This is a genomic window from Sorangium sp. So ce295 (assembly GCF_051527405.1).
Taxonomy (GTDB): Bacteria; Myxococcota_A; Polyangia; order Polyangiales; family Polyangiaceae; genus Sorangium; species Sorangium cellulosum_B.
Window position 1 is genome coordinate 1,050,030 of sequence record NZ_CP150324.1, and the last position, 12,800, is coordinate 1,062,829.

General features: G+C 70.6%; 13 protein-coding genes. 4 read left to right on the plus strand and 9 right to left on the minus strand.

Going from position 1 to position 12,800, the window contains the following annotated elements; genetic code table 11:
* Positions 1–4: 4 nt before the first annotated feature.
* Complete coding sequence (locus WMF11_RS03965; protein WP_437976468.1) at positions 5–1,219, minus strand: phosphotransferase; 1,215 nt, start codon at positions 1,217–1,219, stop codon at positions 5–7.
* A gap of 77 nt (positions 1,220–1,296) precedes the next feature.
* The gene (locus WMF11_RS03970; protein ID WP_437976469.1) at positions 1,297–2,226 is read right to left on the minus strand and encodes an RNA ligase family protein; all 930 of its coding nucleotides are present in this window, start codon (positions 2,224–2,226) and stop codon (positions 1,297–1,299) included.
* A 219-nt stretch (positions 2,227–2,445) separates the two neighbouring features.
* On the opposite strand from WMF11_RS03970, the gene WMF11_RS03975 reads away from it, so the two are divergent.
* Positions 2,446–4,362: a response regulator gene (locus tag WMF11_RS03975; protein WP_437976470.1), complete on the plus strand. Its 1,917-nt coding sequence runs from the start codon at positions 2,446–2,448 to the stop codon at positions 4,360–4,362.
* 112 nt (positions 4,363–4,474) lie between these two features.
* On the opposite strand, the gene WMF11_RS03980 is transcribed toward WMF11_RS03975, so the two are convergent.
* Entirely contained in the window at positions 4,475–5,047 is a 573-nt protein-coding gene (locus WMF11_RS03980; protein ID WP_437976471.1) for a hypothetical protein, read from the minus strand.
* Between the two features lie 402 nt (positions 5,048–5,449).
* Between WMF11_RS03980 and WMF11_RS03985 the strand changes: the two genes are divergently transcribed.
* The gene (locus tag WMF11_RS03985) at positions 5,450–5,956 is read left to right on the plus strand and encodes a DUF1993 domain-containing protein (RefSeq protein WP_437976472.1); all 507 of its coding nucleotides are present in this window, start codon (positions 5,450–5,452) and stop codon (positions 5,954–5,956) included.
* 152 nt (positions 5,957–6,108) lie between these two features.
* On the opposite strand, the gene WMF11_RS03990 is transcribed toward WMF11_RS03985, so the two are convergent.
* From WMF11_RS03990 to WMF11_RS04005, 4 genes are all read right to left on the minus strand, one after another.
* The gene (locus WMF11_RS03990; RefSeq protein ID WP_437976473.1) at positions 6,109–6,600 is read right to left on the minus strand and encodes a UPF0262 family protein; all 492 of its coding nucleotides are present in this window, start codon (positions 6,598–6,600) and stop codon (positions 6,109–6,111) included.
* Between the two features lie 287 nt (positions 6,601–6,887).
* The gene (locus WMF11_RS03995) at positions 6,888–7,175 is read right to left on the minus strand and encodes a hypothetical protein (RefSeq protein WP_437976474.1); all 288 of its coding nucleotides are present in this window, start codon (positions 7,173–7,175) and stop codon (positions 6,888–6,890) included.
* Positions 7,159–7,473: a hypothetical protein gene (locus tag WMF11_RS04000; RefSeq protein ID WP_437976475.1), complete on the minus strand. Its 315-nt coding sequence runs from the start codon at positions 7,471–7,473 to the stop codon at positions 7,159–7,161. The genes WMF11_RS03995 and WMF11_RS04000 overlap by 17 nt, the downstream gene beginning before the upstream one ends.
* A gap of 76 nt (positions 7,474–7,549) precedes the next feature.
* Complete coding sequence (locus tag WMF11_RS04005) at positions 7,550–8,218, minus strand: hypothetical protein (protein ID WP_437976476.1); 669 nt, start codon at positions 8,216–8,218, stop codon at positions 7,550–7,552.
* 477 nt (positions 8,219–8,695) lie between these two features.
* Between WMF11_RS04005 and WMF11_RS04010 the strand changes: the two genes are divergently transcribed.
* Positions 8,696–9,472 (plus strand): hypothetical protein, encoded by a 777-nt coding sequence (locus WMF11_RS04010; protein ID WP_437976477.1) that lies wholly within the window; start codon positions 8,696–8,698, stop codon positions 9,470–9,472.
* Positions 9,473–9,491: 19 nt separating this feature from the next.
* Here the strand turns inward: WMF11_RS04010 and WMF11_RS04015 are convergent, their stop codons facing one another.
* Complete coding sequence (locus tag WMF11_RS04015) at positions 9,492–10,340, minus strand: hypothetical protein (protein WP_437976478.1); 849 nt, start codon at positions 10,338–10,340, stop codon at positions 9,492–9,494.
* Between the two features lie 393 nt (positions 10,341–10,733).
* Positions 10,734–11,585, minus strand: coding sequence for an NAD(P)H-binding protein (locus WMF11_RS04020; RefSeq protein ID WP_437976479.1), 852 nt, complete (start codon positions 11,583–11,585; stop codon positions 10,734–10,736).
* Between the two features lie 131 nt (positions 11,586–11,716).
* On the opposite strand from WMF11_RS04020, the gene WMF11_RS04025 reads away from it, so the two are divergent.
* The gene (locus tag WMF11_RS04025; protein WP_437715666.1) at positions 11,717–12,550 is read left to right on the plus strand and encodes a helix-turn-helix domain-containing protein; all 834 of its coding nucleotides are present in this window, start codon (positions 11,717–11,719) and stop codon (positions 12,548–12,550) included.
* Positions 12,551–12,800: the final 250 nt, after the last annotated feature.

The following is a 12,800-nucleotide window of genomic DNA, read 5'->3' on the forward strand; positions in this document are numbered from 1 at the left end:
GTTGTCAAGGGAGGGTGCGCCGAGAGCGCACCACCGCCGCTGTCCTCGCGAGCCACGCCACGGGATCTCTCGCGTGGTAGGGGTGCTCCGACGGCTCGATGTTGTCGAGGAACTTGCGGTAGATGATCGCCTGGCGGGCCGCTGCGACGGGCGCGAGCAGCTCGGCGGCGCGCTCGGGGTCGGAGCCCGGGATCGCGGCGCGCCACGCGCGGCTCCAGAGGCTCCGGAGCGGCTCGACCGCGCCGGGCGGGGCCCCGTCGAGGAACGCTGGCTGATCGAGCAGCGGATGCCCGACGCCGCTGTCGCCCCAGTCCAGCAGCACGGCCGACGTCGCGTCGCCTCGGGCATTGCCGACGTGGAAGTCGCCGTGAACCAGCGTGTCGGGCAGCCCGGCCTCGGCGAGGCGAGCGAAGCGCTCGGGGAGGCCATCGACGAAGCTGTCGAGGGTCGCCCGATCGCCGGCGGACAGGTCGGGCGTCCGGGTCACCACGTCCGCGATGAGCCGGGTCATGGCCGGCGCACGCCAGTCCGGCAGCCCCAGCGAAAGGAGCTCGTCGACCTTCCGGCTGGCGTCGCGCTGCAGCCCGACAAGCAGCGAGACCAACCGCTCCCGGACCGGCAGATCGGCCTCGTAGAGATCCTCGCCCGGGATCTCGGGCATCAGGATCCGCCGGCCGTCGTGGCCGAGGAGGGCTGGCACCGGCCCTCCCGCGAGCCGCCTGATCACGGCCCCCTCGTGCCCCAGGAACGGAGGGACGTGCTTCAGCCAGACCGTCTGGTCGCCAGCACGGAGCCGCCACAGGCTCGACAGGTTCCACGACCGCACCTGCTCGGCGGGCGCCGTCCGCGTGAGGCCCCGATCGCGCAGGACGGCGTCCGCCCACGCGAGGTCGTCATCAGGCCCGCCCGGCCGCGCCCACGGCTGCCGGAGCGGGTGGTCGTCGAGCGCCCCGCGCCAGGGCTCGACCCCGGGCGGCGGCGCGTCGATCTCCGCCTCCGCGAGGTAGGTGACCGCCCCGCCTTGGGGGGCCGGGAGCTCGGCGGCGAGCATCCGGAGGACCGTCACCTGGAGGCCGAAGCGCTCGCGGGCACCCTGGACGACGGCGTGCGCGTCCTGCCACCACGGCGTCGCCACCGGATAGGGCGGCAGCGCGCCCAGGAGCTCACCGCTCGTGGTGAGGAGGACGAGCCGAACGACGCGCGGCGGGTGGGGCAGCATCGCGCGATGATAGCGAAGGGGCGGCGTCGCTCGCGCGCGGGTGCTCGGCCGCGGTACGAAAGACGTCCGAGCGCCGCTCACGTCGAGAGCGGCTGCCCCGCGACCGCGGCCCTGACGGCGCGCTCCAGCGCCTCGCCATCGTCGGGCGAGAGGGCGCGCATCGCGCCGGGGAACGCCGCCTCGAGGTCCACGAGCACGTCGAGGGCCGCCTCCTCGTCGACGGCCGCCCGATCGTGGCGCCCCACCTTCGACGCGGCGGACGCGAGGCGCGGGCCGTTCACGAGCCGCTCCCCCCAGCGGATCAGCGTGGCGAGGTCGACCGGGCGCTCCGGGTCCCATGGCGCGCTCTCGTCGAAGCGGTCCTCGCGCATCTCGGCGATCTTGCGCTTCAAGGCCATGTAGGCCCCGGCCGGCATGCGGACGTCGGGCCTGGCCACGAGCCCCTCCGCGAGGTTCTCCGGGCCGAGGGGCGGCAGCCCCAGGGCGGACGCGACGCGCGACGGGAAGCGCTCGGGCACGGCGGCGATCTCCGCCTTGCGCCCCCGGGCGAGCAGCGGGGGCATCATGAGCCCCGCCGCGGCGGCGACCGGGGCCGCCTCGCTCCAGGCCAGGAAGGCGTCCTCGCCGGCATCGATCGCGCGCAGCTCGAAGGGCGCCCACCTCAGGTCGGGCGCGTACCAGACCCCGGTCTGCACCGGGCTCACGCCGCCCGACGGCACGTCCGGATGCGGGTAGCCGCCGCCGAAGAGCTCGCCGTAGAGGACGAGCCGCGCCGCGCCGACCGCCGCGTGCGCCGCGCGGGCGGCGTCCCGCAGCGACGCGCGGAGCAGCTGCCAGCCGAAGAAGGGGTCCTCGTCCCGGAGCCACTCCTTGCGCTTGCCGAAATGGACGCCGGCCGCGTCCACGCCGATCACGAGCTGCGCGCCGTGGATCTTCTCGAGCGCGACCCAGGTCGGAGCGTCGCTCGCGCCGAGGCACGGCATCTTCGGGAAGGGGAGGAACTCCATTTCCGGCGACGATAGCGCCGATGGCGTGGCCGGTCCGCGGACGCCGGAACGGTGCGTTGAATGGTGCGTTGAATGGTGCGTTGCGTCGTACGCGGCGGAGGAGCGCGGCAATCCCCGCTCCGCCCGCGCTGCGCGCCGCCGGCGCGGCGAGGGCGGCGGGGGCGCGAGGCGCTTGATTCCGGGAAAGCGTTGGCGTTCCTTAGCTCTCAGGGGGTCACCATGTCCGCTGAACCCAGCCGGGCGCCGCCTGCGCCTTGCTTTCGCCTCCTGCTGATCGAGGACAGCGCCATCGCGGCCTCCGTCGTGCAAAGCCACCTCGACGCCGTGCCGTGGCAGCGCGCCGAGCTCGCGCACGAGGAGACGCTCGCCGCAGGGCTCGCGCGCGTGAACGAGGGGTGGGATGTCGTCCTCCTCGACCTCTCCTTGCCCGATGGCGAGGGCCTCGAGGTGGTCGAGCGGGTGCGGGCGGTGGACCCCCATGTGCCCATCGTGGTGCTGACGGGCCACGACGACGTCCGCCTCGCGGAGCGCGCGCTCGGCGCGTCGGTGCAGGATTACCTCGTGAAGCGGGGCCTCGACGCGGACACGCTGTGGCGAGCCATCCGCTATGCGGTCAGCCGCCAGCAGCTCCTGACGCAGCTCGCGCGGGCGATGGCCGAGGCCCGCGAGAACGAGGCCAACCTGCACCAGCTCATCGCCCGGAGCGCCGACGGGGTGATCGTGCTGGATCCCTCCGGGACGGTGCTTTTCGCGAACCCCGCCGCGGAGTCGCTGCTGGGCGACGGGCGCCCCGTCGCCGGGCGGGGCTGCCCGGCGGCGCTTTGCGCCGGCGAGACGAGCCTGGAGATCGGAGGGCAGCAGGTCGTCCTCGACGTTCGCTGGGTCGACGTGGACTGGCAGGGGCGCCCCTCGCGCATGGCGCTCCTGCGCGACGTGACCGGGCGGCGCCGGGCCGAGGAGCTGAGGTCACGGCTCGAGCGCAGCGAGCGGCTGGCCGCGGTCGGCCAGCTCGCGGCGGGCGTGGCCCACGAGATCAACAATCCTCTCGCGTACGTGGTGGCCAACCTCGAGCTGCTCGCCCGCGAGGTGCGGCGGCTGGCCGGCAAGGGCGTCGCCACCGAGCACCTCGCCCAGCCGCTCGCGGACGCCCGCCAGGGCGCCGCGCGGGTGGTGGACATCGTCGGGGATCTCGGGGTGTTCGCGCGCGCGGAGGCGAACGAGGCGGTCGGGCCGACCGACGTCAACGCGGTGATCGAGAGCGCGCTCAACATCGTGCATTCCCAGATGAAGCACCGCGCGCGGGTCGTGCGCGAGCTCGCCTCCGTCGCGCCCGTGAGCGGCGCGGAGGGGCGCCTGACGCAGGTGTTCGTCAACCTGCTCATCAACGCGGCGCAGTCGATCCAGGAGGGGCGCGTCGCCGACAACGTCGTCGAGGTGCGGACCCGCGATCAGGGCCGGGAGGTCGTCGCGGAGATCGTGGACTCCGGCTGTGGCGTGCCCGAGGAGCACATGCACAGGCTGTTCGAGCCGTTCTTCACCACGAAGCGCGCGGGGGAGGGGACGGGGCTCGGACTCGCGATCTGCCGCAACATCGTGGAGTCGTGCGGCGGCACCATCGGCGTCAGCAGCGAGGCCGGCGTCGGCACCTGCGTCCGCGTCCGGCTGCCCGCCTGGGCGAGCGCCGAGCTCACCCCTCGCCGCGCGTCGCCCGCGCCCGCGCCCGCGCGGCATGAGGAGCCGGCGCGGCGCGCCCGGATCCTGATCGTGGACGACGAGCCCCTCCTCCTTCGCGCGCTGCGCGGGCTCCTCGAGGCGTCGCACGAGGTCGTCTGCGCGCGCTCGGGCAGAGAGGCCCAGAGGACGCTCCGGCTGGACGTGAACTTCGATGTCGTGCTCTGCGACATCGTGATGCAGGAGGGCACGGGGATAGAGCTCCACGAGTGGCTCGAGGCGGAGCTGCCGGCGCTCGTCGACCGGGTGCTGTTCATGACCGGAGGGGGCACGAGCGAGGTGAGCAGGCGGTTCCTCTCGGCCCACGCGGGACGCGTGCTGCCGAAGCCGATCAATCCGGCGGAGCTGCTCCGGCGGATCGATGCGCTGCTGGAGGCGAGAGCGGCAGAGCCCGAGAGCGTGTAGAGGAGAGCCCGGGGGCGGGAAGGTGGGAATCGGGGCCGGCCGGGAAGAGGGGAATCGGGCCCCGCCCCCCGCCCCGCCATTGACCGCGCGCCGCGCGATTCGCGGCGCGGGCTCACGTCCCGCCGCAGGCCTCGTACTCCGCCTTGCACGCGTCCGCGCCCGCCTGCTGCACGCACGCCCTGCAGTCCGCCGCGATGCCCTGGCCGGCGCACTCCCTCTCGCACTCGTCGGCGCACACGCCCGCCGCGCAGACGCAGGCGATGAGCGCGTCCGTCTCGGGATCTTGCAGGGGATCGGTGTTCGGATCGCAGCCTTGCACGCACGCACAGCAGATGCCGTCGCCAGGGCAGCAGCCGTCGCTGCGCCCGAGGGGACAGCGGCAGGCGCCGCCGCCTTGCTCCATGCACGGCCCGTAGCCGCTGCCGTCGGCGAGGCACGTCGCGACGCCCGGCGCGCCGACGGCGTGACAGGTGCAGGACATGGTCTCGCCAGGAGCGCAGGTCGCGCCCGTGGCCGAGCTGGAGGTCGTCGAACTGGCGCTCGTCGAACTGGCGCTCGTCGAGCTTTCGCTCGTCGAGCTGGCGGACGACCCGCCGCTCCCGGTCGGCTCCGGATCGGTCGTCGAGGAGCCGCATGCGGTCGCCAGCGCAGCCGTGAACAAGCTGAGGAAAAGGATGTGTCGCATCGGCGCCCCCTATAGCGTGCCGTCCCCGCGGCCGTCGAGGGCCATCACGGCGCGCTCCCGTCGCGCTCCCTCCCCGGCGCCGAGCCGCTCGCCGCGGCACCCCGTCATCCAATCTCGTTCGTCAATGCTCTTTACATTACTTCACGAGCGCGTCATGACGCGGAGCGCCCCGCGGGCTTGTGCTCAGCGCTGGAGTCCGTGGATCAGCGTGAACGAGCGCCGTGCTCGGGCGCCCGGGGGGCGCGGGCGGCCCCTGCGTGAGAGGGCGTGCTTGCCTGGCGGGCAGGATGCCCTATGTTCGCGCCTGCTCGCGTCCCCGCCGGGGGGTGCGCCGGCGCCGCGCCGCGTGCGCCGTGCGGGGAACGCGCTGCCTGAACCGTGCGATAGCAAGGAGATGAGAAGATGACGATCTCGATGTATCAGGCCTCGGTCCCGGTGCTCGTCAGGATGCTCGGCAACCTCTCGGTGATCCTCACCAAGGCCGCCGCGTACGCCGAGGCGAAGAAGATCGAGCCGCGCGTCCTGCTCGACGCGCGCCTTGCCCCGGACATGCTCTCGCTCACGCGCCAGGTGCAGATCGCCTCCGACTCGGCCAAGGGCTGTGGAGCGCGGCTGGCGGCCGTGGACGTGCCGAAGTACGAGGACAACGAGGCCAGCTTCGACGAGCTACAGGCCCGCATCGCCAAGACCGTCGCGTTCCTGAACAGCCTCCGGCCCGAGCAGATCGACGGCTCCGAGGACCGCGATGTCACCATCCCGACGCGCGATCAGCCGCTGCAGTTCAAGGGCCTGGTTTACCTGCTGAACTTCGTGCTGCCCAACTTCTATTTCCACGTGACGACCGCCTACGCGATCTTGCGCCACAACGGGCTCGAGATCGGCAAGCTAGACTTCCTAGGCGCCCGCTGATCGAGCAGCGGTAACCCGCTGCGGATACGGGCCCACCTCGACGTTTTCGGTGCTCAGCGCACGGGAGTGCGCTTCCGCGCCGAAAACGCCGATCTGGGCCCGTCTCCTGTGCGGGTGACCGCTGCTCGCCGTCGTTTCTGGGGGACGCCCGGCTACCGCACGCGCCTTGGATCGTGGTGATGTGCTGGGAGCGGGCCGAGCTGCGTGGTGTCGACGAGGAGCGAGACGACGAGCGAGAAGAAGCGGCGGCGCGTCTCGAAGCTCGGGCTCAGGTCGGGGAGGAGGGCGCCCATCCGCCTTGCGCCGGTGTCGTGGAGGACGCGCTTGGCCATATCGATGGGCTCGATGTGGGCGGGGTAGAGGTCGCCCCCGGAGAGCTTTCGGATGAGGCCCACGTACTCGCCCACGAGGGGCGCGACCTCCGCCCGGGGGAGGGCGAGGGTGTCCGCCGAGGGGGAGCTCCCGGTGAAGACGAAGTGGAGGTCTCTGTCGTCGCAACCGGCGACGAGGGTGCAGGGCTCGCGCGAGGGCCAGGGCGGCTCGCCGGAGACGATATCGGTCGTGAGCGTGCGCCACTCCTGCCTGCGGAGCGGCGACGCGCTCGACCAGAGGCGCTCTTCGATTCGGATGGCATCGACGGGCATATGGGCTGAGCTCAGTGTAGCGCTCACCCCTCACGGTTGTAACCGCTCACCGTCGGCCACCGAGGAAATCGACAGAACTCCATAAACTACATATTGTCCGTATTTGGTCCGGTGCACGATCGTCGCCGGGACCCTCGGACGCCCAGGATAGAATTCCGCCGCAACCTCTGCCTCGTCACGCCGCGCGACCGCCGGAATACGCGCAGCGCTCGGTGCGCGAGGGCGAACCGCGGCATCGCCATGGGGCTCCTCGTGTGTGGCACAAGGCCCGTATCGCGACGGCAGCGCTAGAAATCCCTCACCAGGATCCAGAGATACCTCGAGGATGGGAATCGCTGCGCGATGACGTCGATCTCCGCTGGATCTGCGCCATGGGCGTAGCTCGCGCTGGAGATCTGCCGGAGCTCATCGGGCGATACGCCGCTCCAGGCTTCCAGGCCTGGCATCCGCGTACCAGGCTCCCGCCCGAGGACCTGTCGAGCGCGCTCGAGCGTCAAGTTGCCGCCGAGGGAGCGGCTACAAACAACGGCAGCGCTGTCCGGGTCGACGATGAGCAGGTCAAGGTCGGTAGGCATGGTTCGAGTCGGCGTAGAAGAGGCTCACGCGGGTCGAGGCGCCTGCCGCGAAGAGCTCTCGCACGAGATCAAGGGTCTCCGATCGATGCTCGGGATAGACGTCGTGGGCGACGAGGTCTTCTGCCTCCTCCGGGGTCAGCGCGCCCCACGAGACGACCGATCCGTCGTCGAAATCAGGTGGGCGTGAGAAGCACGAGCGTGTCGTCTCCAGCGGGATGAACAGCTCGAACCGGTCAACGAGGCGGCCCTGGGCGTCGAGCGACACGAGCATGGCGCAATCTCTGAAGTCTATGGCCATGGGAGTGACCCAGATCTGCCCGACGTGCCGCTATAAGCCGCGGCCGCTTGCTTCAGCAGCTTGTCGGGCGGCGACGTCACGCCAGGATGCTCCTGGTGCACAAGTGGAGCGCTTCGGGGAACGACGACATCGTCTGCTTGAGTGAATGACCCCGGGCGATGCACTCGAACGTCTCGTCGTGGAAGGCAAGCAAGTAGTGTCGATACTGCTTCCACCACGCTGGATTGTACTCGCTGTGAACCGAGTTGATCTTCATCAGCTCGGCGATCCATTGGGACCTCTCGACGACGTGCGCAGCATACCCCACCAGCCCGCGGCCGTGCAGGGGATGTCCGTGGAGCACCTCGTCATTCGGTGGACCGAGCTTGTGGGCGAGGCATTGCTCGAATTCGACGATGGCGATCAGGCGCAGGTCGGCGCTGGTGCGATCGACCACGGTCGCATACGAGCCATCCCACGCGGGGTCAGGTTCGCGCATGTTGTAGACGACGAGAGTCCTGGAGCCCGAGGAGAAAACATGCGGGAGTGGGGCGCCGACATTCCAAGGATGCTGCCAGGGGATCTCGACGGCACACTCCTCCCCGGTCGCGCGGGCGAGATCTCGCTCGAGCGAGATGCACTTGTCGTGCGCAGCTTGGTAACGGGCCCACCCCCCGTCTCCGCGTGTTCCGGAGAGCGCAGCGGCTGCAGCCGACAGCTCCTCGCGGGCGGCGTCCAGGGCGCGCCTTGCGTCTTCGACCGTCATTTCGTCCACCCGACGTCTTGCCGGCGTGCCGCCGCGCGCAGCGTGGTCGGCACCAGCGGCTTGCTGGGCGGGAGGCGGAGCAAGAGAGAGTACACAGGGAGGCGGGGAGACGGGGAGGAGAGAGAACTGTGCAGACCGAGATGGAGAGGCGAGGGATGGGGACCATGACGTCGGATTCCCATCTCTCGTCTCCCCGCCTCCCCGCCTCCCTGTGAATCTCTCCTTCTTCCTCTCCGCCCAACGAGCAATCGACTGGTCAACGGAAGCCGCCGGACCAGGACTGTCGATTCAGGCGCTCTGGGTGACCTCACGCACGGAAGATCTCACGGATCGGCGCTGCGCCGCAAGTCCCGGGTGTCGTCCAGCGCCGCAGGCCAGATCCGTCCAACGCCGGCGGTCGTCGCTTCCTCTCCGGGGTGCCGTGGGCGCGGTGGGGCCGCGGTGGACCGTGCCCACGCGGTGGTGGTAGGAAAAGATATGGCGAAGAGGCGTGCAGCATGGATGTGCGCGGCGTGGACGCTCACAGCCGGTGGATGCACCACGCTCGTGGGGCTGGACGACGGCTACCACCTGGTGGACGGAGCGGGTGGTGAGGCCGGCGCGGGCGCGGGCGGGGGCGAGGTGGTCGTCCCCACCGACGTCGAGCTGATCGACGACATGGAAGACGGCGACAGCGCCATCGATGAGGCGGGTGGCAGGGTCGGCTACTGGTACAGCTTCAATGATGGGACGGGCACGCAGACTCCCCCGGTCTACTCGGAAGAGAATCCCGTCGGGTTCATCCCGGAGGCGCTCGCGGAGCCGCGCGGCGAGAGCACGATGGCGATGCACACGTTCGGATCGGGCTTCACCGAGTGGGGCGCCGGGTTCGGCTTCGCCCTGAACGGCCCCGACGGGGGCCTGCTCGCCTACGACGCGTCGGCGTACAGCGGTATCGTGTTCTGGGCCAAGCTCGGCGACGCGGGCGCGGCGACGACCATGAAGGTCAACATCACGGACAAGACCTCGGATCCCGCGGGCGGGATCTGCGATGAATCGGGAGAGGACGTGGCCAATCCGTGCTTCGACGACTGGTCATCCACCGCGCGCCTCGGCACGGCGTGGGCCCCGGTCGTGATCCCCTTCGAGGAGTTCGCGCGCGGCGGCGGTGGCGCTGAGCCCATCGACCTCACAGGGCTCTTCGCGATCGAGTTCGGGTTCACGGAAGGGGAGGATTTCGACGTCTATATCGACGACGTCGGCTTCTACAAATGATCGCCCGAGGCCGGGCCCCTCAGCGGCCGCGGGCGACCTCGATGATGTACGTGATCGACAGGCTGAAGCCGAGCTCCTCGCTCGCGCCCTCGAAGTGCACGGTGTGCTCGCCCGGCGGCAGCGGATTCAGGAGCAGGTAGATCCCTTCGGTGATCGCCGGCCCTACGGTCATCGCGTCCGCTTCCACGCCGAAGACGTCGAAGATGTTGTCATCCGGCACCGTGTAGCTGAACTCGCCGGATTGGACGCGGTAAATCGAATCCCCTGGCGGATTCAGCCCGGCGATCTCCACACCGTCGATCGTCGCGGACGCGAAGCTGAACTGGTCCGTTATCGTCGTCGCACACGCAGGTTTGTCGGTGATGGTGCTGGTTTCGGGATCGTAGAGTTCTCTACATTGCTCCGGGAGGAAAGCCGGAAGATTGAAGTCGTCGATCTCGGTGTTCACGATCGGAAAGAACAGCCGGACACCGGGCGGGATCTGGATGCGACGGACGACCTCTTCCTCCACGGGATCACAGCTTCCGTCGGGCTGGATGATGCAGATCACCCCCGCGAGAAAGTACACGGGCCTCGTCTGTCCCTCGAGCGCGTGCTCGCCGGTGGCATCGAACAAGGGATTCCTGGTCCTCTCGATGGAGTAAATCCACTGCCACCAACGCGCAGCCAGCTTGCTGTACAGCGCGCCGCGGGCACCGGGATTCACGACGAGGCCAGGGTTCGGGTTACCGGGGTGAGAGGACGCCGAGAGCGCTTCCCCGACCTCTCCGAACGCTGCCATCTCGGCGTCGCCTCCGCAGCCTGCAGCGGCCGAGAGCGAGAACATGATGGCTGAGACACATAAGGCGGTATTCGAAGCGATTGCCATGGGTCCACCTCACTGCTTGTTTCACGCGATCTGGCGTCCTCGTTCCCACGGCCTCACGTCGAGAGCGAGCCCATGACGTGGCGGATGCCCTCGCGCGATCGGCCAGGTCGAACAGTGGCCCTCCACCCTTCGGACGCGCAGGGCGAACCTGGAATGTGAGAGCCCTGGAAAGGAGAGTATCATTGGCTTCGGTGAAGGCAAACCGTCCGATTGGACGGTTTGTGGCATGCGTGTTGCTGATCTCTTGCTGAGTAGAGCGCGGGCATCACCAGCGATGCTCCAAGGCATCACGCGCCGTGCCTGCGACGTTCCGCTTCATGCGCGCTATCGGACGGATGCGTCTTGCACCGGTTCGGTCCGAGGGCTCAGCCGCCGCGCCGCGAGCGCGGGCGCTCAGCGAAATGCGTCGACGTGGTCCTGGACCCACGCCGCGAAGGACCGCGGCGGGCGGCCGAGGACCGCGGCGACGTCGTCCGTCGGCGCCGACGCGCGCCCGTCGCGCAGGAACGTGAGGCCCTGGAGGACCGCCGCGACGAACGCTTCCGGGGCGCCGGCCGCCCGCATCTTCGCCGTCGCATGCTCGACGGTGACGTCCTCGGCGGCGATCGGGCGCCCGAGCGCCTCGGCGAGGATCGCGATCTGCTCGTGTGCGTCGAGGCCGGCGGGCCCGGTGAGCGTATACGCCCGCCCGTCGTGATCGTTCGACGTGAGCGCCCGGGCGGCGACGGCCGCGACGTCGCGCGGGTCGACGACCGCGTGTTTCCCTGTGCCGGTCGAGACCTCGATCGGGGCGCCGGCGCGCACGTTTACGGCCCACGCGAGCACGTTCGAGTGGAATCCCGCAGGCCGGAGCAGCGTGAAGCGGCGCCCCGTCGCGATCACCGCTTCTTCTCCGGCCCGATGCCAGCTGGAGGCGATGAGGTCGTCTTGCTCGGCGCCATAAGCCGAGAGCTTGACGATCTGCTCGACCCGCGAGCGCGCCACCGCCGCGGCCATCGCGCGGTCGTGATCGGCCACCGTCGGCCCCGGCGCCGTGAGCAAGAACAGGCGGTCAACGCCTTCGAGCGAGCGCCCGAGCGACGGCGCATCCGTGAAGTCTCCGCAGGCTACCTCGACGTCGCTCCCCCAGAGCGCACGCGCGCGGCCGGGATCGCGGGTGAGCACCCGAACGTCGGCCCGGGCGGCGAGCAGCTGTGGGATCAACGCGCGACCGATGGTGCCTGTCGCACCAGCAACAAGGATCATGAACACCTCCGTTTCGAGAGCGAAGCCTGCTGTCTCGGCGGAGCCGTCTCTTGGAGATTCCGGCACGAAGTTCGAGCTCATCGGCGCGCGACGGCCGAGGCGGACGAGGCGGCGCGCGCTACACTGCCGTCGTGCTTGCGCCCTCGCTCCCGTCCTCCCGCTCGGACAGCCGTGACCTCTCGCCGCGCGCGCCGCTCCGTTCCTGGGTCTCCGACGTCCACGTGATGAGCGCCGTCCCCTCGCCGCCCGCGGGGTGGACGCGGCTGCCGAGCGGGACCACGTCGCTCGTCGCCTGCTGGACCGGGGGCGAGCCGGTCGTGGCCGCGGTGGGGCCGCTTCAGCGCGCCACGTTCAAGCCCTCGGGCGCGGTGCCTCTCTATGCTCGCCTCTCGTTCCACCCCGGGGGCGCGCGGCCCGCGCTCGGCGTCGCCGCGCACGAGCTCGTCGATCGCGTCGTCCCCCTCGATGACCTCTGGGGCGCACGCGCGCGCGAGCTTCGCCATGCCCTCGCGCGCGCCGGCGGGGACCCGGCCGCGGCGGTGCGCCTGCTCGAGGACGCCCTCTGCCGCGCGGTCGACGCGAGGGCCGACGCCCCGGCGCGCCGGGCGCTCCTGCGCCGCGCCGTCGATGCCCTCGACGCGTCTGCGCTGGCACCCGACTCGGACGCCTCCATCCCCGCGCTCGCGCGGCGCCTCCGCGTCGCAGAGCGGACGCTGCGCGCGCTCTTCCACGAGGAGATCGGCATATCGCCGAAGCGTTACGCGCGCATCGCGCGCATCCGTCGCGTCGCCGAGCGCCTCGCCACGACGAGCCTCGCGCGGCTCGCCCTCGAGACAGGCTTCTACGACCAGGCCCACCTCACGGCCGAGTTCCGGTCGCTGCTCGGGGTGACGCCGCGGGCCTACCTCGCGGGCGCGCGCCCGTCCGCGAGGCCCGGGTGCGGCGGCGCGACGGCGCGCGGGTGACCTCGGCCCCGGCAGGTCCTCGATCTGCCTCTCTTCCTCGTCGGAGGAGAAGCGCAGCACTGACTCGGTAGAATGGCTGTCATCGATGAGGTCGAGCGTCTGTTGATTCGAACGGCGCCTGGCGCGGCGATGGCGCCACGACCTCATGGCGGAAGGAAGGCGACTGCTCCTCCAGCGCGATTCCGACGTCTCCACGTCTCCACGTCCAGCCGTCGAAATCGTTGGTAGTTAAACTTATCTACTGTCGGCA